This is a genomic window from Ferdinandcohnia sp. Marseille-Q9671 (assembly GCF_976954385.1).
The window spans coordinates 1,495,602-1,513,787 of the sequence record NZ_CDRJTA010000001.1 but is presented as its reverse complement, the minus strand read 5'-3'; the positions used below and the strand labels follow the sequence as shown (position 1 = coordinate 1,513,787).

The 18,186-nt window shown below is 37.9% G+C and carries 22 protein-coding genes, 1 tRNA gene, 1 other RNA gene and 1 pseudogene; 19 read left to right on the top strand and 6 right to left on the bottom strand.

All coding sequences use genetic code 11. The features are described from left to right. Positions 1–558: 558 nt before the first annotated feature. The 6 genes from ACWNMY_RS07800 (at position 559) to ACWNMY_RS07775 (ending at position 3,591) form a co-directional block, all read left to right on the top strand. Positions 559–912 (top strand): DUF4181 domain-containing protein, encoded by a 354-nt coding sequence (locus ACWNMY_RS07800; protein WP_449537668.1) that lies wholly within the window; start codon positions 559–561, stop codon positions 910–912. Positions 913–1,050: 138 nt separating this feature from the next. Further along, positions 1,051–2,049 carry a nuclease-related domain-containing protein gene (locus ACWNMY_RS07795; protein ID WP_449537667.1) on the top strand — a complete coding sequence of 333 codons (999 nt, stop codon included), beginning with the start codon at positions 1,051–1,053 and terminating at the stop codon, positions 2,047–2,049. 156 nt (positions 2,050–2,205) lie between these two features. Further along, positions 2,206–2,628: a DUF1801 domain-containing protein gene (locus ACWNMY_RS07790; RefSeq protein WP_449537666.1), complete on the top strand. Its 423-nt coding sequence runs from the start codon at positions 2,206–2,208 to the stop codon at positions 2,626–2,628. 97 nt (positions 2,629–2,725) lie between these two features. After that, the gene (locus ACWNMY_RS07785; RefSeq protein WP_449537665.1) at positions 2,726–3,094 is read left to right on the top strand and encodes a VOC family protein; all 369 of its coding nucleotides are present in this window, start codon (positions 2,726–2,728) and stop codon (positions 3,092–3,094) included. A 9-nt stretch (positions 3,095–3,103) separates the two neighbouring features. Beyond that, the gene (locus ACWNMY_RS07780; protein ID WP_449537664.1) at positions 3,104–3,382 is read left to right on the top strand and encodes a DUF6958 family protein; all 279 of its coding nucleotides are present in this window, start codon (positions 3,104–3,106) and stop codon (positions 3,380–3,382) included. A gap of 62 nt (positions 3,383–3,444) precedes the next feature. Next, the gene (locus tag ACWNMY_RS07775; RefSeq protein WP_449537663.1) at positions 3,445–3,591 is read left to right on the top strand and encodes a hypothetical protein; all 147 of its coding nucleotides are present in this window, start codon (positions 3,445–3,447) and stop codon (positions 3,589–3,591) included. A gap of 46 nt (positions 3,592–3,637) precedes the next feature. Here the strand turns inward: ACWNMY_RS07775 and ACWNMY_RS07770 are convergent. Further along, positions 3,638–4,935: pseudogene (locus ACWNMY_RS07770) on the bottom strand (IS3 family transposase); the annotation flags it as partial. A gap of 376 nt (positions 4,936–5,311) precedes the next feature. Between ACWNMY_RS07770 and ACWNMY_RS07765 the strand changes: the two are divergent. Beyond that, on the top strand, positions 5,312–5,815 hold the full coding sequence (locus ACWNMY_RS07765) for a VOC family protein (protein ID WP_449537662.1): 504 nt from the start codon (positions 5,312–5,314) through the stop codon (positions 5,813–5,815). Positions 5,816–5,854: 39 nt separating this feature from the next. Here ACWNMY_RS07765 and ACWNMY_RS07760 read toward each other — a convergent pair. Then, positions 5,855–5,928: transfer RNA gene (locus ACWNMY_RS07760), tRNA-Arg, on the bottom strand. A gap of 102 nt (positions 5,929–6,030) precedes the next feature. Continuing rightward, a non-coding RNA gene (gene ssrS, locus ACWNMY_RS07755) (6S RNA) lies at positions 6,031–6,225 on the bottom strand. A 247-nt stretch (positions 6,226–6,472) separates the two neighbouring features. Between ssrS and ACWNMY_RS07750 the strand changes: the two genes are divergently transcribed. The 7 genes from ACWNMY_RS07750 (at position 6,473) to ACWNMY_RS07720 (ending at position 12,301) form a co-directional block, all read left to right on the top strand. Then, a complete protein-coding gene (locus tag ACWNMY_RS07750; protein WP_449537661.1) occupies positions 6,473–7,477 on the top strand; it encodes a DUF3231 family protein in 1,005 nt (334 codons plus the stop codon). 88 nt (positions 7,478–7,565) lie between these two features. After that, the gene (locus ACWNMY_RS07745) at positions 7,566–8,201 is read left to right on the top strand and encodes a Type 1 glutamine amidotransferase-like domain-containing protein (RefSeq protein WP_449537660.1); all 636 of its coding nucleotides are present in this window, start codon (positions 7,566–7,568) and stop codon (positions 8,199–8,201) included. Beyond that, positions 8,198–8,656: an NUDIX hydrolase gene (locus ACWNMY_RS07740; protein WP_449537659.1), complete on the top strand. Its 459-nt coding sequence runs from the start codon at positions 8,198–8,200 to the stop codon at positions 8,654–8,656. Before ACWNMY_RS07745 ends, ACWNMY_RS07740 begins: the two co-directional genes overlap by 4 nt. A 50-nt stretch (positions 8,657–8,706) precedes the next feature. Next, positions 8,707–9,561 (top strand): AraC family transcriptional regulator, encoded by an 855-nt coding sequence (locus ACWNMY_RS07735; protein ID WP_449537658.1) that lies wholly within the window; start codon positions 8,707–8,709, stop codon positions 9,559–9,561. Positions 9,562–9,831: 270 nt separating this feature from the next. Further along, the gene (locus tag ACWNMY_RS07730; RefSeq protein WP_449537657.1) at positions 9,832–10,614 is read left to right on the top strand and encodes an alpha/beta fold hydrolase; all 783 of its coding nucleotides are present in this window, start codon (positions 9,832–9,834) and stop codon (positions 10,612–10,614) included. 2 nt (positions 10,615–10,616) lie between these two features. Next, positions 10,617–11,000 (top strand): VOC family protein, encoded by a 384-nt coding sequence (locus ACWNMY_RS07725; RefSeq protein ID WP_449537656.1) that lies wholly within the window; start codon positions 10,617–10,619, stop codon positions 10,998–11,000. A 38-nt stretch (positions 11,001–11,038) separates the two neighbouring features. Further along, positions 11,039–12,301, top strand: a complete 1,263-nt coding sequence (locus ACWNMY_RS07720; RefSeq protein WP_449537655.1) for an MFS transporter — start codon at positions 11,039–11,041, stop codon at positions 12,299–12,301. 58 nt (positions 12,302–12,359) lie between these two features. On the opposite strand, the gene ACWNMY_RS07715 is transcribed toward ACWNMY_RS07720, so the two are convergent. Together ACWNMY_RS07715 and ACWNMY_RS07710 are read right to left on the bottom strand one after the other, a co-directional pair. Next, positions 12,360–12,902 carry an AAA family ATPase gene (locus ACWNMY_RS07715; RefSeq protein ID WP_449537654.1) on the bottom strand — a complete coding sequence of 181 codons (543 nt, stop codon included), beginning with the start codon at positions 12,900–12,902 and terminating at the stop codon, positions 12,360–12,362. A gap of 176 nt (positions 12,903–13,078) precedes the next feature. After that, on the bottom strand, positions 13,079–13,897 hold the full coding sequence (locus tag ACWNMY_RS07710; RefSeq protein WP_449538412.1) for a YitT family protein: 819 nt from the start codon (positions 13,895–13,897) through the stop codon (positions 13,079–13,081). Between the two features lie 202 nt (positions 13,898–14,099). Between ACWNMY_RS07710 and ACWNMY_RS07705 the strand changes: the two genes are divergently transcribed. Genes ACWNMY_RS07705 through ACWNMY_RS07690 form a run of 4 tightly spaced genes read left to right on the top strand, consistent with a single transcriptional unit; the run spans position 14,100 to position 16,963 of the window. Beyond that, on the top strand, positions 14,100–14,876 hold the full coding sequence (locus tag ACWNMY_RS07705) for a class I SAM-dependent methyltransferase (RefSeq protein ID WP_449537653.1): 777 nt from the start codon (positions 14,100–14,102) through the stop codon (positions 14,874–14,876). Between the two features lie 12 nt (positions 14,877–14,888). Beyond that, the gene (locus ACWNMY_RS07700; RefSeq protein ID WP_449537652.1) at positions 14,889–15,698 is read left to right on the top strand and encodes a GNAT family N-acetyltransferase; all 810 of its coding nucleotides are present in this window, start codon (positions 14,889–14,891) and stop codon (positions 15,696–15,698) included. 49 nt (positions 15,699–15,747) lie between these two features. Continuing rightward, complete coding sequence (locus tag ACWNMY_RS07695; protein WP_449537651.1) at positions 15,748–16,116, top strand: VOC family protein; 369 nt, start codon at positions 15,748–15,750, stop codon at positions 16,114–16,116. A 28-nt stretch (positions 16,117–16,144) separates the two neighbouring features. Beyond that, positions 16,145–16,963 (top strand): pentapeptide repeat-containing protein, encoded by an 819-nt coding sequence (locus ACWNMY_RS07690; protein ID WP_449537650.1) that lies wholly within the window; start codon positions 16,145–16,147, stop codon positions 16,961–16,963. Between the two features lie 142 nt (positions 16,964–17,105). Here ACWNMY_RS07690 and ACWNMY_RS07685 read toward each other — a convergent pair whose 3' ends face one another. Then, on the bottom strand, positions 17,106–17,435 hold the full coding sequence (locus ACWNMY_RS07685; RefSeq protein WP_449537649.1) for an S-Ena type endospore appendage: 330 nt from the start codon (positions 17,433–17,435) through the stop codon (positions 17,106–17,108). Positions 17,436–17,684: 249 nt separating this feature from the next. On the opposite strand from ACWNMY_RS07685, the gene ACWNMY_RS07680 reads away from it, so the two are divergent. Next, positions 17,685–18,041: an S-Ena type endospore appendage gene (locus ACWNMY_RS07680; RefSeq protein WP_449537648.1), complete on the top strand. Its 357-nt coding sequence runs from the start codon at positions 17,685–17,687 to the stop codon at positions 18,039–18,041. Positions 18,042–18,186: the final 145 nt, after the last annotated feature.

Sequence of the window (18,186 nt, the reverse complement as noted above, 5' to 3'; positions counted from 1 at the left end):
AAAGACATTAAATGTAAAAATATCCACATGTGAATGGCTTTAATAGAAAAAGAGAGTAAAACCATGCGCAAAGGCAAAATACGCTTGGTTTTGATAGAGTAGGTAACAAGATTCCATTCGCAAAATCCAAAATAAGGGAATTGGGGATCGAAAACCGACCTTAAATGTAAAAAATATCCATATGCGAATGGTTTTAATAGAAAAAGAGAGTAAAACCATTCGCAAATGCAGAATACGAATGGTTTTGATAGAGTAGGTAACCAGATTCCATTCGTAAGATCCAAAATAAGGTAAAAACAGCTTCGAAATCGATAGTAATTGTAAGAAATATCCAGATGGGAATGGTTTTAAAAGAATAAGAGAGGAAAACCATGCGTAAATGCAAAATACGCATGCATTTGATAGATTCGTTGCCAAGATTCATTCGCAAAAGCCAAAATATGGTTTAAAATAGCTTTGAAGTTGCATTTAAACGGGAATTCTAGGTCAGATAGTAGTATTATTTTATAATTGAAATAATATAATAGGATTATAGATTCATAGAGGGGGAGGTTGTTTATGTTTTTACAGCTTGTGCTAATAGGGCTTGTTGCTTTTGTGGTTGCACTTGGTGGTGACCGGTACTTAAAGAATAAGTTCAACATTAGAAAAAAAAGCGGGTTTATCTATCGCCCTGTAACGAAGTGGCAAACCGTAGTTGAAATTGGACTAATCATTTTTTATTTTATAATATCTTGGTCTTATATCGATCATATATTTCCCGTGCTGATAGGCTTTTTTATCATACTAAATTCATTCCGCTTCTTTATCCATTGGAAGTATGAACGGGAGAAAAAAGAATATATCCTTATCCTGTTTGAATTGGGAATACTTTTGATTTTCGCAAGTGTGGTATATTGGATAATTTATTAATTGGGAGTAAATGAAAAAAACAATAAACAAAGATTATCAACCGTAATTATAAAGTTACAATAAAAAATCCTTAGAATTTGAAGGGTTTTTTGCCATGCTTGTAGAAACTTCTGTAGAAGTCAAAAGGAGTTGATTCTATTGAATAAAAAAGAGTTGGAACTACCACTTAGGCTTAGAAAATTAGGAGCCGTACTAAGTAGAATGCAAGAATCCCATTCCAAGTACCAAGATATTAATGATGAATATCGCAGAAGGATGGCCGGTTATAGAGGGGAACAATCACTGGAGTACTATTTAAGCTTTTTAAAAGAGCAAGACTACCTCATCTTTCATAATCTTCGACTACCAGATGTCTCTGGGGATCATTATTTTGAAATAGACATACTTCTAATAAGTCCGACATTCCTATTAATCATTGATGCTAAAAATTACCGCGGAGAACTACATTTTGATGGAAAGTTTGATCAGTTAATTCAAACCTATAACGAAAAGAAAACATCATACTCTTGTCCAATCGCTCAAATTAACAGACACCAACTACAGCTTACTAAACTACTAGAAACAGCTAAGTTTCCTTCAATCTCCATCGAAACCCTCGTCATTTTCACTAACCAATCTGCTGTTATTACAGCTACACCTGATTTCAAACACTACAATAAAGTAATTAAAAGCCCAAGTTTCATTCCTAAAATAGAGTTATTTGAAAAACGTAATCGTGACAAAGTTTTGGATAAAAAACAATTACAAAAGATCTCAAAATTGCTTCTTAAGAAGCATACACCATTCGAGGGTGATATCTTAGAGCAATATGGAATCTCAGAATCTGAATTGATAAAGGGAGTGCGTTGCCCGAAGTGTGACTATCTACCAATGAAACGGATGCAAAGGGTCTGGCGATGCCCAACTTGCCACTATTCATCCTACAAACCCTATTCTAGTTCTTTAATTGAGTATATTCTTCTGTGTGGAAACAAAATTACAAATCGACAATTACGTAAATTTCTCAACTTAGAGTCAATTTCTACAGCAAAATACATTCTAACTTCACTAAATCTACAATCTACAGGAACATACAAAGATAGAACATACATTTTATCAGAACATGACCTTATAATTAAAGATAGAATAAGTCTATAATAGATGTGAATCTTTAATTACTGTCACTATTCGAAAAATACTGTCACTATCTTGATATTACTGTCACTATCTGAAAAATACTGTCACTATTACAAAAATACTGTCACTAGTCAGAATCCTACCAAACCAGTACTCCAAAGGAGGCAAAACAAAACCATGTACGAATTAAAAACAAAAGAAACGGATCGTAGCGTCATTGAGTTTATTGAAAACGTGGATAGTCCGAAAAAGCGTGAGGATGCATACAAGCTATTAGATATTTTCACAGAAACAACAGGCTACGAGGCAAAAATGTGGGGGCCAAGCATTATTGGGTTTGGTTCCTATCATTATAAATATGAGTCAGGCCATGAGGGCGATGCACCACTAGTTGGCTTCTCACCACGCAAAGCAAAAATCAGCCTTTATTTTGCCCCAGGAGACAAAAAGCGTGAAGAGTTGCTCCAAAAGTTCGGGAAACATACTACCGGAAAAGCGTGTGTCTATGTCAACAAGGTGGCCGATATTGACGTTGATGTATTGAAGGAACTCATCACACAATCAGTCAAATTTTTGCAAGGAATGTATCCTAGTAAATAAGAGGAACTTATATAGAAGTATAATTTTAACCGAATATTTTTACCTCTTGAAAAGGTGTACGATGGAGTAAATACCGTTGAAAAGAGGGAGCACATCGATGGGCTATAAAATGAAAGCAATTGACCATATTCAACTGGCTGCACCTAAGGGTGGCGAATTCCAAGCTCGACGCTTTTATCAAGACATATTAGGTTTTGAAGAAATTGAAAAGCCAGAAACTCTAAAAGCAAATGGTGGTGTTTGGTTCCAGTTTGGGCATGTCCAAATCCACATTGGGATTGAGGAACCATTTTTTCCTGCGAAGAAAGCACATCCTGCATTCGAAATAGAGAACCTTGCAAGCCTAATGCAACATCTGCAAGAAAATGGTGTCGATGTGATGGAAGACAATAAACTTCCAGGTGCTACTCGATTTTATGCTCATGACCCATTTGGCAACCGATTGGAATTTTTGGAATGGAAGTAGGTGTACCCTGTGAAAATACAATTGCTCAATCCGGATCCAGCAAAAAAGGGCGCAACGATTGATGAAGAAAAATATGAACTTGTTAAACATACTATTTTAGATATTATCGATGAAAGAGGAATGATTGTATTCAAAGAGCTGATGGAAGAGGTTTCCCTTCGCGTAAAGCCTACTTTTGAAGGTTCTCCTTCCTGGTATTGTACTGCAGTAAAATTAGACCTCGAGGCTCGCGGAATCATTGAACGAATTCAAGGTTCCAAGCCGCAACAAATAATCAGAGCAAAATAATGAATGAACATTCCACTGATTGCCTAAAATATGGCTAGTGAAAGCCATGGGTGGAGGTGGTCATGTTGTCTAAGGATACAAAAGAAGAAAGCATTGAAATATTTTCGAATGATGCCCTTCGCGGGAAGCCATATCTCGATATAGATCGTGTAATTGGTAAGGGTGTTTCAGCGTATGCTGATAAAAAAACGGAATCTAAGAAAGTCTAGTGAACTGCCCCCTGTCAAGTAGACAGTGGAAATAATAAAAAATGACCTAAGCGGCTTTAGCTCTATATTCCATAGGGCTGAGGCCGTTTAGTCGTTTTTGATATCTATTATGATTATAGAAAAATATATACTCGTCTATCGCTTTAGATAATTCTTCAAAAGTCCCATACTTACGCAAATAATACTTCTCGCATTTAAGCGTTCCCCAAAATGATTCCATAGGTCCATTATCAATGCATCTTCCAACTCTGGACATGCTTTGTGTCATCTCTGCCTTGTCTATTCTGCTTTTGAATCCGTTAGAAGTGTATTGGAAACCACGATCGCTATGAATAAGTGGATGGTCTCCATCCAACAATTGTGTAGCTTGATCGAGGGTCTTAAAAACAAGTTTATTGTTATTTGAATGTCCTAATACATAACTCACAATCGATCCATCATATAGATCACGAATAGCGCTTAAATAGGCCTTCTTTGATGTTCCATATTTAAATTCCGTGACATCAGTTACCCATTTTTCATTTGGTTTTTCAGCCGTGAACTCGCGGTTTAATACATTTTCTGCAACATGTTGAGGGATAGAGTGCTTATAACGTTTCTTCTTTTGCCGGATGACAGACTGTATACCAGCGACTTTCATTAGTCTATAAAAACGTTTGTGGTTGAAGTTTTGCCCAAGTTTTCTATTAATGGTCATCGTCATTCTCCGATATCCATAGATGCCTTCTACCTCTTCATGAAGGTCTTTCATCTCTTTAATAATTTCTTCATTCTGTAGTTCCCGTTCAGAAGGAGTACGCTTTAGCCACTTATAGTAAGCTGCCCGTGTAATACCAGCGATATCACAAAGTAACAAGATGCTTAGATTTTCTTTCTCATGAAGTTCCTTAATAGCGATGTACTTGTCCTCAAATCGGATTTGGCTTATTTTCGCCTCCTTTCGATCTCCTCTAACTTTTTTAAGAACAAATTCTCCGCACGCAAACGTTCATTTTCTCTTTCTAACTTTCTCATCTGTAACTTGATCTTATCCTCTGGAGTTAACTCAGTTTCTTCTTTTTTTCTACCACGATTATCCTTAAGCGCTTCATCTCCACCATTTTCATACTTCCTAACCCATTGATATACCTGTTGATAGGATACTTCATAAGCCTCAGCTGTTTTCTTAAAATCCTTCCCGTTCCCTATACAATCCATTACTATTTCAATTCGTTCAACCCAAGTAGTTTGTCTCCCTTTAGTCATAGAGCTCGTCCTTCCCTTCGACGTATCCTTTAATTCTCTATGACTATTATACTTGGAAATCCACCTCTGAAGGACACTTCTACTTGAAATTTCATACTTTCGAACAATCTCATATTGTGAATATTCCCCCGATGTGTAATCTAGAACAGCGGCTAATTTCACCTCTTTAGAATAGGACTTCCAGGTGCTAGAGTATTCAAATCCTTTTTCCCCATCTTTATCAAATATCTCTACCCATTTATATAAAGTAACTTTAGGTATTTGATATCTCTCGGTGAGTTCTTTAACTGTATAATCTTCGTTCTTATAAGCTGTTACTACTTCATACTTAAACTGACTAGAATAGATTTTATTGGACATAAAAAACTCCCCCTAAGGTAAAACAGATTATATTTTTTAATCTGTCTACCTAAGGGGGAGCATATCAAAGAGGCGTTAAGCCTCTTTTTTTATATGGTTATTTTAGGAGGAAAACATGAAAACCAAACTGCAAAAAATTACTACAAATTTATGGTTCGACCATGAAGCAGAAAGTGCTGCTAGGTTCTATACTTCTATTTTTAAAAATTCATCGATTACTAGGATAACGCGGTATGGAAAAGAAAAACATGACAGCCCTGGTATCGCGGAAGGGGCAGTGATGAACGTAGAGTTTGAATTGGAAGGTCAAAGGTTTGTTGCATTAAATGGTGGGCCAAGGTATAAATTTACGGAAGCAATCTCGTTTATTGTAAATTGTGAGACACAAGCTGAAATCGACTACTTTTGGGAAAAGCTTTCTGAAGGTGGCGACGAAAAAGCACAGGTTTGTGGCTGGCTAAAAGATAAATTCGGTGTTTCGTGGCAAGTGATACCGGCTGTATTAACCGAAATGATCACCGATGCGGACCCTAAAAAGTCGGAAAGAGTCATGAAAGCCCTTTTGCAGATGAAGACAAAAATAGACATGGAAGCATTAAAGAAAGCGTATGAGGGGTAATAAAAAAAGGATGTCCATTCGGACATCCTTTCATTCTGACGTCCCAGATAGGAATCGAACCTACGACCTACAGCTTAGGAGGCTGTCGCTCTATCCTACTGAGCTACTGGGACATGAACATAATTATAAAAGGAAAGCCAGAAAAAGGTCAAGAATTTCAGCTTGAAAAATAAAATCCACTCCCCAACAGGAAAGTGGATTGGTTATTGTAAATAGGAAAAGCCACAATTGCCGTAATACGCTAAGAAAGTTTAAAACCACCACTCCTCAAAGTGGGTGTTTTCAGAAACGTTCCTGTATGTCCTTCATGTCGCCATGGACGAAGGCCTGCCATTCTGGTTTCGATGTTAAACTCCCTATTCCAGTTCAAAGGTTAAACTTTATTATGATTACGCACAATGTAGCTTGTATTTGTATACTACATGATTAGGCGACTGAAATCAAATGTAAAAAATACCCATATTGTTGATTTTTGTCGTGATGAAATTGTGTATATCACTCTTAACAGGGCGAGTATCAGAAAGAACATAGTTTAAATACGATTAAACATTTAGAAACTTGTCGAAAAATATTTATCATCTTTTTTCAAACGCCACAAAATGAATACATCTTCCAGTTTCGCAAATACTAGGAAAAAAAGTTATGAGGAGTTAAGTGATGAAAACCACCAATGAAAAATTAACTTCTGCCGAAATGGGAAAGCTTTGGGCGGTTTATATGGGAAATTCAATGTCCATATGTGTGCTTTCTTACTACCAACAGCATGTCGAGGATTCTGAAATAAGAGAAATACTCATAAAAGCCGAGAGCATTTGTAAAAAAATTATTAATGATATTACAAACGTATACAACAAAGAAGGATTTCCGATTCCAATTGGTTTTGATGTAAAGAAGGACGTGAATTTAGGGGTACCTAGATTATTTGATGATGAATTTTATCTTCATTATTTAAAATATGTAGCAAAAGCAGGACTTAGCCTTTATTCCACGGCGATACCCATGATGCTCCGCAAAGATATTAGAGACATGATCATCGAATTTGATAAAGAAACAATTAACTTACTGGTCTCATTAAATGAAACATTAGAAAAGAAAGGTTACTTAACAAAGCCCCCTGTAATACCGGTTCCAGAGGAAGTAACTTTTGTTGAAAAACAGACTTATTTAAATGGTTTTTGGGGTGATAAAAGACCTCTGCATGCCCTAGAAATTGCACACCTGTATGATAATCTCGAAAATAATGTAACGAGTAAAGGCCTCTTACTTGCATTTAGCCAGTCAGCTAGTCATAAGAAGGTTAGAGAATTCATGCACAGGGGCAAAGAAATTACGATGGGTCACATAAAGGATTGTATGGAGAAGTTACACAGTGGAGGTGTACCAGCCCATCCGTTATTAGATGATTTGGTGGGATCATCAACCGTAGCGCCATTTTCAGATAAACTAATGCTCTTTCATAAAATAGACATGTTCTCCATGAAAATCCGTTCTTATGCAAATGCGATGTCACTTAATGGTAGACGTGATCTTGGTATGATGTATGGTAAATTTATTTTAGATGTGGGACGTTATGTAGAAGATGGCGCAAATATTATGATTGACGAACACTGGATGGAAAAACCTCCACACGCAATTGATAGAGAGGCATTGGTGGATGAATGACTCGGGAAACCGAGTCATTTTTTTATGGAAGGATTTAGCTCATCTGTAGCGAATCTTCTTACTATGTGAAACAAATGGAGGTTGAAAAATGACTGATACACATTTATTTTTATTCGGTGGCGGCCCGCCTTTTACAAAGAATTTAGGCGAGAGATTTGTGACTATTGCAGGAAAAGAACATGCAAAAATAGTGGTCTTGTTCCTTGAAAGATTGGGTTGGCAAGATTACATGGCTTTCTATACAGAAGTTTTGAGGGACAATGATGTATCAGATTTCTTTTTTCTAAGTCTTTCATCTAATCCATCGAAAGAACAGTTGGAACAGCTCGAACGATGTACTGGAATTATTATTGGTGGGGGAGAAACCGAGTTATATCGTGATTATATTGTTGATACTCAGATTGGAGCAATCATTCAAGACAAATTTAGCAGAGGAGTCCCGGTTGCAGGTTTTTCTGCAGGAGCACTTGTTTCTCCTGAACACTGCGTGATATCAGATAAAGATAATACAAAAAACCAACAATTATTTTTAAAAGGATTAGGTTTGATCAAGGATTGTGTTATTTCTGCCCATTTCTCAACATGGGATGAAGAGGAAAACCTAACATATGCAGTTTCGAAATTAAATGTTTCAAAAGGCTACGGTATTGAAGAGGATTCGGGTCTCTATTTTAAAAATATGTGGCTAGTAGAATCTGAAGGAGATGAGCCGTACAAGGTATGATTAGACATGCTGTTGGGGCTATTGTCTACAAGGAGGATTCTTACTTACTCGTACATAAAACGAAAATACATACTAGAGCGGGGCAAGAAAGAATAGCTGGAGAATGGGACATCGTTAAGGGAGGGTGCGAAGCATATGATAGCTCTCTACATGTAACTATTCTTCGCGAGCTGACAGAGGAAACGGGCTCGTCTCAGTATAAAATAATAGAACAATTCGATGAGAAAATTTGTTTTGAATTTCCTACAGAGATACAGAAGAAAATTGGGTTTGAACGACAGGAGACTACGGTTTTTCTTGTTGAATTTCTAGGTGATGTACATGCCTTGACCCCGAGGGATGAGGAGATATCAGATATACAGTTTGTTACAAAAGAACAGGCTATTCAAACACTCACTCATGATGATACCCGTATGTTTTTTATGAAAAAGCTGTCACAACAAAGCACAAAATGACAGGATGGAAGATTTACCCACAGATAGAATAGAGGTAAGGAGTGAGGGAAATGAGTTGGCTAGAATCATTACAAAACGCAATTGATTATATGGAGGAACACTTGCTCGAGGATGTTTCAATCGATGAGATTGCAAACCGTGCAAATGCATCACCCTATCATTTTCAACGAACCTTTTCCATTTTAACGGACATCACAGTAGGCGACTATCTGCGCCGTCGACGGCTTACACTCGCGGCTGAAGAATTGTCACGTACAGACAGTAAGGTTATTGATCTAGCCTACAAATTTGGCTACGACACTCCCGAGGCTTTTACGAAAGCCTTTCGGAAACAGCATGGCGTCACGCCTAGTGAAGTTCGAAAGGGGATTGGAAAGCTGCAATCTTATAGCCGCCTGGTAATCCAGGTGAGTTTGAAAGGAGCAGAACCAGTGAAGTATCGAATTGTTGAAAGAGAAGGTTTTAACGTTGTAGGAGTGAAGCGTGAATTTTCATGCGTGAATGAGGAGCATTTGTCAGAGATACCAAAGCTTTGGGATAAAGTGAATAGTGATGGGACCTGTGATTCATTGATTCCACTTATGGATGGTGAGATTAAAGGTATTCTAGGTGTATGTGACAGTGAGGGGAAACAAAACGCAATTGACTACTGGGTAGCAGTAGAGAGCACGAATGAAGGCGCAGAAAATCACGAGGTTTTGGTAATACCGGCGGCAACATGGGCGGTGTTTGAAGTACATGGTGCGATGCCACATGCGATGCAAACTGCGTGGAAAAAAATCTATTCAGAGTGGTTCCCTTCAAGTGGGTACGAATATGTAGGAGGGGCAGAGTTCGAGGTATACCCTGGTGGAAATCCATCCGACCCTGCTTATTATTCAGAGATTTGGATTCCAGTTACGTGAAAAATAGGTAGTGACAGTAAACTGGTGCATAGTGACAGTATTTTTAAAATAGTGACAGTAAACTGGTGCATAGTGACAGTAATTTAGAAATAGCGACAGTAAATTGATGCATATGACATCTTTCCGGCATTAGTGACACAACCTTTTGAGCGTAACTCAAGCCGAATAAACAAATAGACAGAAATTTACGAAAAACATATAATGGAAGTAACCAAATACCCTTTATTTCAAGGGTATTTTTTTAGGGTAAAAAGAAATTAGGTGACTTATGTGGGACTACATTATCAGGAATACGGTGATAAAAGTGCTCCATTGATGCTGTTTTTACACGGTGGCGGTGTGAGTGGTTGGATGTGGGATAAACAAATTTCCTATTTTACAGACTATCACTGCATTGTTCTAGACTTGCCGGAACATGGCAAAAGCAAAGACAGCCCTCCATTTTCAATAAAAGGAAGTGCAGAGGAAGTCATAAAAATAATCGAGGACAAAGCTGAAGGAAAGAAAGTCATCTTAATTGGTTTCTCCTTAGGTGCGCAAGTCATCGTTCAAATGTTAAGCATGAAACCTCATCTAGCCGATGTTGCCTTCATAAATAGCGCACTTGTTCAGCCGATGTCTAACGCAAAAAAGTGGATACAACCTACGATTCGATTTTCCTTTCCATTAATCAAAATGAGATGGTTTTCTAAGCTACAAGCTAACACTTTATATGTGGGCGAAGATTACTTTGAACAATACTATGAAGAGAGTAGTCAAATGAAACTTGAAACTCTAGTTAGAGTACTAGAAGAAAACATGTCATTTGACATACCTGCTGGTTTTGAAAAAGCAACCGGAAAGATATTGGTTACTGTAGGTGAAAAAGAAAAAGCAGTAATGAAGAAGTCTGCAAAGAATCTAGTTGAAACAAACTCTAACTGTACAGCTATAATTTTTCCTAACATGGGACACGGAGTTTCCATGGCTATGCCGGATTTTTTTAATACTTTCATTGATACATATATTAATGATGGTAAACTGCCATCAAATTGTAGACGAATAGGAGATTGAAGATGCAAGTAACACATATCCGCTTATTAGTAGATAACTATCAAGAATGTTTCTTGTTTTATCGTGATATTTTAGGGTTTGAAGTATCTTGGGGGGATGAAAATTCCTTGTATGCAGATTTTACGGGAATTGGTGGAGCAAAGCTCGGACTATTTGAAAGAAAACAAATGGTAAAAGCGATAGGTTCCGAATACGTAGCACTTCAACCAAATCAGGATAAAACGACACTCGTTTTTAAAGTAGATAGTGTAGAGAGAACCTATCAAGAATATAAGGATAAAATTGATTTCATCACCCAACCACATGAGCAGGTGGATTGGATGTTAAAGGTTGCTCATTTTCGTGATCCGGCTGGCAACTTACTTGAAATCTATGAAAATCTGTAATACATAAACTTTTTTCCCGACAGATAGGGGTGTTTACAATGCATTATGGTTGGATCGTGGTGTGGATTACATTTGTTTCTGTTTTAATCGCCGCAGGTATTCGCTCCATTACGGGAGTAATCATTATTCCATTGGAGCAGGAGTTTGATTGGAGCCGTTCCTCCATTTCATTTGCTTTTGCCATCAATCTTACACTCTATGGCATATCAGGGCCATTCATTGCGGCGGGGTTAGAAAAGTTGGGAGTTCGGAAGACGATGTCTTACTCCATGTTACTACTCGTTTTTGGTTTAGTGACGAGTCTATTCATGGTTGAAATCTGGCAACTTCATCTGATCTGGGGAATTATCATCGGACTTGGTTCGGGCGTATTTCTATCAGTACTTTCTGCAAACGTTGCAACGATTTGGTTTGAAGAAAAACGCGGGATGGTGTTAGGCCTTCTTATGGCTGCAACCGCAGCGGGTCAGATGATCTTTTTACCATTGCTATCGTATGTAACAGAGGAGCATTCGTGGAGAATGGGAATGTCCGTGTTCATCGTACTAGGCTTACTTGTAACCCCTATTATTTTCTTCTGGATGAAGGATCACCCCCGGGATAAAGGCCTTCTTCCGTATGGTGCAACCAAGGAAGAGGTAAAGGTGGACAATAAAAAGAACCCCATCACATCAGCCTTTGAGGTGCTTTGGATCGGCGTGCGCTCTGTCCCTTTTTGGTTACTATCTGGTAGTTTTTTTATTTGTGGGTTCTCAACTGCTGGACTGCTAGGAACACATTTTATCCCAGCCTCAACCCATCATGGAATTCCAGAGGTACATGCCGCAAGCTTGTTTGCGTTCATGGGTGTTTTTAATATCATTGGAACGATGGTAGCGGGTTGGTTATCAGATCGATTCGACAATAGATGGCTATTATTCTGGTTTTATGGTCTTCGGGGTCTATCTTTGCTTGTGTTGCCGTACGCATTACAAATGCAGTCATATGTGATGCTAATCGCTTTTGCCGTGTTTTACGGGTTAGACTGGATTGCAACCGTCCCGCCAACGGTTCGCCTTGCGACTGACTTTTTTGGTAAAACAAATGGCGCCATTATCTATGGTTGGGTATTTGCAGCACATCAAATTGGCTCAGGCTTTGCTGCATTTTTAGGAGGGTATTTCTATGAATTGTTCCATAGCTATACCATTACCTTTGTTTCTGCAGGGGTGCTTTGCATAGTTGCAACACTGTTTGTTTTGATTATCAAAAAACAAGCAACAAATGTTGTGAATGCCAATGGTATGACCTTGGAAAAATAGGAACCATGTAAAAAATCTCAGCGTTTTATTGACTCTGAGATTTTCCTGTTATATGGACTTATTCTGAAAATCCCTCAATAGGTAGCTTACTTTTTATAGTATTCACAACGGACTCTATGGTAACATTCTCTGTGTCTATATACTCTCTAAAATCATGCTCGTCAAATGCCTTTACACACCTATCTGATTGTAGGAAACACCAATTACCTTCCTCTTCTCCACGCTCCCGTAGTCGTTCGTAAATCGTCTCCTTACTTGCAGTTAAACAAAAGTGATAGGTATGTTTATCTATACTTTTAAATCCATTAAAAATATGAGTAAAGTATTCGGGCTTTCTAATTGTCATAGGTACAATAAGGTTCCTATGATAGGTAGATTTTATAAGCTTTCCTACATGAACGGTCAACTCTCTCCAAAGATGAAAGTCTTGAAAATCTCCTGTTTCTGCTTCAAGTTGTTTTATATCTACGGGCAATACATTTCTAAGCAAATAACCCACTTCTTCTGGGTCAAATACCATACTGTTATCAATGACCTTTAAAAGTTCATTGGAAACAGTGGTTTTACCAACACCAAAAGCCCCATTTATCATTACAATCATTTTTTCTCGCTCCAGTCGAAAATAGAGTATATGTTCCGCTACTATTTATATTTCGACATAATTTCCATAACCCTCTTATTTATTTTTAAATCAAGTAAATGGATGCTCCGTAACATAAAAAAAGAGTATGAAATCTTTGTGATCTCATACTCGTCTCCTAATCTATTTCAACTCAATTAATGTCCCGTACTACTACCACCAAAGTTACTACCTTTCACATCCGCAACATTTTCAATTGCTACTAATGCAGTAGGGTCAATCTCATCAGCAATGGTACGTAGAGTAGAAAGTTCAATACGACTAACGATAGTATAAATGATTTTTTTCGGTTCGTTTGTGTAGACACCTTCACCGTGGATAAAGGTAACTCCACGTCCTAGTGCATTAATTAATTCATTTGCAAGCTCATCTGGTTTATCCGAGATAATTGTCACAGACTTCAACTCTTCTAGACCTTCCACAACAATATCAATCATTTTAAAAGCGATATAGTATGTGATAATTGAGTACATTGCAGTTTCCCAGCTGAATACGAGTAGAGCAGCCAAGATAAAGATGAACACGTTCATAATCATTACAAATTGGCCGACAGATACAGGTCTTTTTTTACTTACAATAATCGCTAGAATTTCGGTACCATCCAAAGCTCCACCAGTACGAATCACTAGACCGACACCTGTTCCTAAAATAACTGCCCCTACAATCGTCGCTAAAAACAAATCATTTGTCACTGGCTCAAAATGATGCAAGTACGCAGTACAGGCTGATAATACAATAACTCCGAATAATGTATGTAAAGTAAACTTCATCCCAAGTTTTCGGTACCCGATGATCAGAAACGGTATGTTTAAAACAATGAGGAAAATACTCATTGGAACTCCAAAAATCTCTGCTGCAATGATGGAAAGACCGATAACCCCACCGTCTAAAATGTCGTTTGGAACTAGGAAGAGTTCGAGTCCAAAAGCAGCAATAATTGCACCAATGGTTATCATGATTAATTGTTTAATTTCTGTTACTACACGTTTTTTCTTATTTGTTTGTGCCACAAAAACCAAGCCTTTCAGATTTAGAATTTTACTTTTTAATATTACCATAATTCATTGCAAATAATTTTGCTTAAAAAGAAAAAAGGAAATAACTCCTTTTTTGTGGAAGTAATTAGGTAAAACAGTAACACTCAAAAAGGAGATTTACATGAACTTCACAGCAGATAATTTAGAGGAATATAATGACCCAGAACTGTACGATAAGGAAAACGACTCCTATCAGGAGGATGTAGTATTTTTAGAAAAATGGGCTTCAAAGGTAACAGGACCCATTATTGACTTGGCATGTGGAACAGGTCGGGCAACAATCCCATTAGCTGAAGCAGGACATAACCTTATAGGTGTAGACATCCATAGTGGCATGCTATCTCAGGCTAAAAGGAAAACAGAAAATACGAACCTTCAGATTAAATGGATCGAACAGGATTGCACGGATCTTCAATTAGGTGTTAAAAGCCCTCTTATTTATATCGTCGGTAACTCCATCCAGCATTTCCTTACGAATGATGCACAGGATCAGTTGTTAAGCTCTGTTCATAGCCATCTCGAAACAGGAGGCATTTTCATCTTTGGGACAAGATTTCCGAGTGCTGATGAATTGCTTCAGCCTAGTACGGAGGAATATTGGAAAAGCTACACGGATGAAATTGGTAGAAACGTAGATGTTTATACAACTAGTACCTATGATTCGATTAGGCAAATCCAGCACTACATCACAAGTAGAAGGGAAAAGGATCATACTGGTCAGGTAATTAATGAAACCAAAACATCTATTACATTACGCTACGTGTTTCCACAGGAGATGGAACGACTGCTAAATACACACGGCTTTGAAATAATTGGTAGGTATAAAGATTGGAAGGGCTCTCCTCTTATACAGGATAGCCAACAAATGGTGTATGTTTGTAAAAAATCGGAAAGGTAAGGAAGTGATGATGTGTCCGTGATCGTAACCCCAGAAGTAGCACAAGTCTTAGAAACATCAGAAATTGAGATGCTGCGTTCTAGACTAACTGCCATACAGGCTATGGATGGAAATCCAATGGGCATCGCAATTAAAGATATTGGAAGTGCAACCGCATTTTCAGCTAAAAATATTCCAGGCCCATCCTTCAATACAATAAAGGGATTATCAGCTGGCGATGAAGAGTATATAGATCAAATGATAGATTTTTACAACCAAAACAGAATTCCAGTTCGATTTGAGATATCCCCTGGACAGGCTTCACCAGATTTGTTGACGTACTTAAGTGAACAGGGTTTTTATCAACGGGATTTTCATACAACGCTCTATCTAGATCTTTCACAAATACAGGACAATCATTTTGATGAAACAATCTCTATTCGTGAATTGCAAAAAAATGAATTTGACCTGTTTGCTGATATTTACACAAAAGGGTTTCAGATGCCTGCTTTCTTAAAAGAAAGTATAGCGAAAAACAATCAAATTCTTTATGGTCATGAAAATTGGATCTTTTATCTCGCAAGTGTGGAGAAGGAACCAGCAGGTGTAGGAGTTTTATATAGTAAAAACGGGATTGCAACCCTTGCTGCTGCAACTACACTACCGGAATATCGTAATAGAGGTATCCAATCGGCTATCATCAAGAACCGTATGCTAAAAGCGTTAGAACAAGATTGTAAGTTACTAGTTGGGCAAGCAAGGTTTGGTTCGGTAAGCCAAAATAATATGGAACGAGCAGGAATGAAAATAGCCTATACAAAATCAATTTGGGTAAAAAAATAAGGGAACTGATAGTAAATGAAGTGAAAGCGAAGGTGGAAGGGAGATAATTATGGGAAAGGTAATTGGATTTGAAATTAGCAGTCAAAATCCTGAAAAAGCAGTGGAGTTTTATGGTGAGGTATTTGGTTGGAAGATATCTGAACCAAATTGGGGATATTGGACAGTCTCAACAGGGACTGACTCCAAGCACAAAGGCATTGATGGAGGGATTAGCAAAGGGCCGCATGATTATCCTCATGGAACAAGGATACAAATAGAGGTCAAATCAATTGAAGATACAATCAAGAGGGCTGTAGAAAATGGTGCCTTGGTTGTACGTGAGAAGATGGAGTTTGACGAGTTTTATCTGGCGTATGTAGTTGATCCAACAGGAAATGGTATTGGTTTGTTGGAAAAGAAGAATGGTATAGATATGTAATGAAAAGTAAAGATAGAGAGTGGTAAAGATGTCTAGCAAAATAGCAAAGAAGTTTAAGGATAAATTACAAGCTGACTGTGAAAACTGTTTTGGATTATGCTGTGTAGCATTGCCTTTTGCAAAATCAGCAGATTTCGCCTGTAACAAAGATGGGGGAACTCCATGTAGCAATCTCAAAACAGACTATTCTTGTAGTATCCACAGCAATCTTAGGAGTAAAGGGTACCGAGGATGCACGGTATATGAATGTTTTGGCGCTGGCCAGAAGGTATCTAAGGTTACTTTTGGCGGAAAGGAATGGCGTGGAAATCAAGAAGTAGCGGCGGAAATGTTTGATGTGTTTCCAATCATGCAGCAACTACACGAAATGCTTTACTACATACATGAAGCCCTTCAATTGGAACAGGTTAAACCTATCTTGCAGGAACTAAAAACTATATTTGAAGAAACAGAGTCTCTTACATATAAGAGTCCAGGTGAATTAAAAGAACTTCATCTTTCAGCACATAGAGCATCAGTAAACGAACTGCTTCTACGTACAAGCGAACTTGTGTGTAACAAGGTAAAGGGGAAGAACCTTGGACGAGACTTAATTGGAGCCAAGTTAAATAGACACTCCCTTAGGGGTTCAAACTTCAGAGGAGCCCTTCTAATAGCAGCCGACCTACGAGATGCAGATGTAAGAATGTCTGATTTTATTGGAGCAGACTTGAGGGACGCCGATTTACGAGGGGCAAACCTTGAGGGGAGTATTTTTCTCACACAAGCACAGATTAACTCAGCAAATGGAAATCATAAGACTAGATTACCGAATGGGCTTCAATTTCCGAAGCATTGGATTGAATAGTGCACCCTGTATGATGGGTGTTTTTGTTTTGGAGCCGAAACTAAAAAGTAGGAAGTACTAAATGCGTACTTCCTAAGTGACTCATTTTGTGAAAGTAAACTACTGGTCAAATGGTATGAATCAAATTAAAGTTACCATCCTATTAAACAAAAACACGCTTATACAAAGTGATGCAATATCTACCGTCATCTTCAGGGCCAAGTGTTACGTCAAAGTTAGTAGGGTTATTCACTGAGACAGAAACTGTATTTCTAGCAGGTACTGTAAAGGGTGCACCATTATTAAAGGAAATTACAAATGGTGAAGGTCCAGTGTTTGTTACAGTAAAGGTACCTTGAAAATAGTCACTTTGAGTAGGGGCGGTCCATACTGTTTGGTTAATTGGTCCTTGTAGTTGACCGCAAACTTCTTCTGTAAAAACCTTTGCCTCCGGGCAGCAAAATGATGTTTTGTTGCTATGAGATCCACACATATACTATCAACTCCTTCATAAAATTTAACACATTGTTATAGAATGCAGTTTACTCGAAACATGTACCATGCAAATGCGGATTTTACTAGAGAATGTACACTTGTACCATTCTTGAATCTGTTGGTGTACTTGAACTTTCCTAATGAAATCTCACAATTATAGTCTATTTCCTTACGGTATTCGTCCAATCCAATAGTCTTCTAGACACATAGGATATAGAGATATTTGTTTGGAAGAGGTGTAAAGGATATGTCAGATAAGAAGAAAAAAAACAAAAAACATAAAGTGGATGAAAAAAAGTGTGACTGCGGAACTATCTGTGGAAATCTACAACTCAATAATCAGGTACCTACATTAGATATTTGGGAGGTGTGGCATGAAAAGGACGCTACGGTATTCCTTTCTATCTATAATAGCGTCAACAGCACCAGTACAATAAATGTCCTAGCGATAAGAAAAGATCAGACCTCCCTTGAATTTACTGTTCCGCCTGGAAATACTAGTTCAGGTACGGTTGATCATGCCGATATCATTCGAGTGTCTCGAGTTGGCCAAGGTAATATTGAAGGTAGATACTGTTTGGATGTTTGCCTCACTTCTTCTTAGTAAAGGGCGGAATACAATCGTAGATTTATGCGTTGGTCCAAGAAGGATTAACGCTTCTTTCTGTTGAAAATTATAATCTATTACATAATAAGGAGAATCAAATTGCAAACTATTTATGGATAAAAGAACTATGGAAGTTAACATG

What these genes read in the sequence shown, in the direction of transcription:
- ACWNMY_RS07800 (WP_449537668.1), top strand. Translation starts at nt 559, where the DNA reads ATGTTTTTACAGCTTGTGCTAATAGGGCTTGTTGCTTTTGTGGTTGCA.
- ACWNMY_RS07790 (WP_449537666.1), top strand. Translation starts at nt 2,206, where the DNA reads ATGTACGAATTAAAAACAAAAGAAACGGATCGTAGCGTCATTGAGTTT.
- ACWNMY_RS07785 (WP_449537665.1), top strand. Translation starts at nt 2,726, where the DNA reads ATGGGCTATAAAATGAAAGCAATTGACCATATTCAACTGGCTGCACCT.
- ACWNMY_RS07775 (WP_449537663.1), top strand. Translation starts at nt 3,445, where the DNA reads ATGTTGTCTAAGGATACAAAAGAAGAAAGCATTGAAATATTTTCGAAT.
- ACWNMY_RS07765 (WP_449537662.1), top strand. Translation starts at nt 5,312, where the DNA reads ATGAAAACCAAACTGCAAAAAATTACTACAAATTTATGGTTCGACCAT.
- ACWNMY_RS07750 (WP_449537661.1), top strand. Translation starts at nt 6,473, where the DNA reads ATGAAAACCACCAATGAAAAATTAACTTCTGCCGAAATGGGAAAGCTT.
- ACWNMY_RS07745 (WP_449537660.1), top strand. Translation starts at nt 7,566, where the DNA reads ATGACTGATACACATTTATTTTTATTCGGTGGCGGCCCGCCTTTTACA.
- ACWNMY_RS07740 (WP_449537659.1), top strand. Translation starts at nt 8,198, where the DNA reads ATGATTAGACATGCTGTTGGGGCTATTGTCTACAAGGAGGATTCTTAC.
- ACWNMY_RS07735 (WP_449537658.1), top strand. Translation starts at nt 8,707, where the DNA reads ATGAGTTGGCTAGAATCATTACAAAACGCAATTGATTATATGGAGGAA.
- ACWNMY_RS07725 (WP_449537656.1), top strand. Translation starts at nt 10,617, where the DNA reads ATGCAAGTAACACATATCCGCTTATTAGTAGATAACTATCAAGAATGT.
- ACWNMY_RS07720 (WP_449537655.1), top strand. Translation starts at nt 11,039, where the DNA reads ATGCATTATGGTTGGATCGTGGTGTGGATTACATTTGTTTCTGTTTTA.
- ACWNMY_RS07715 (WP_449537654.1), bottom strand. Translation starts at nt 12,902, where the DNA reads ATGATTGTAATGATAAATGGGGCTTTTGGTGTTGGTAAAACCACTGTT.
- ACWNMY_RS07710 (WP_449538412.1), bottom strand. Translation starts at nt 13,897, where the DNA reads ATGATAACCATTGGTGCAATTATTGCTGCTTTTGGACTCGAACTCTTC.
- ACWNMY_RS07705 (WP_449537653.1), top strand. Translation starts at nt 14,100, where the DNA reads ATGAACTTCACAGCAGATAATTTAGAGGAATATAATGACCCAGAACTG.
- ACWNMY_RS07695 (WP_449537651.1), top strand. Translation starts at nt 15,748, where the DNA reads ATGGGAAAGGTAATTGGATTTGAAATTAGCAGTCAAAATCCTGAAAAA.
- ACWNMY_RS07690 (WP_449537650.1), top strand. Translation starts at nt 16,145, where the DNA reads ATGTCTAGCAAAATAGCAAAGAAGTTTAAGGATAAATTACAAGCTGAC.
- ACWNMY_RS07685 (WP_449537649.1), bottom strand. Translation starts at nt 17,435, where the DNA reads ATGTGTGGATCTCATAGCAACAAAACATCATTTTGCTGCCCGGAGGCA.
- ACWNMY_RS07680 (WP_449537648.1), top strand. Translation starts at nt 17,685, where the DNA reads ATGTCAGATAAGAAGAAAAAAAACAAAAAACATAAAGTGGATGAAAAA.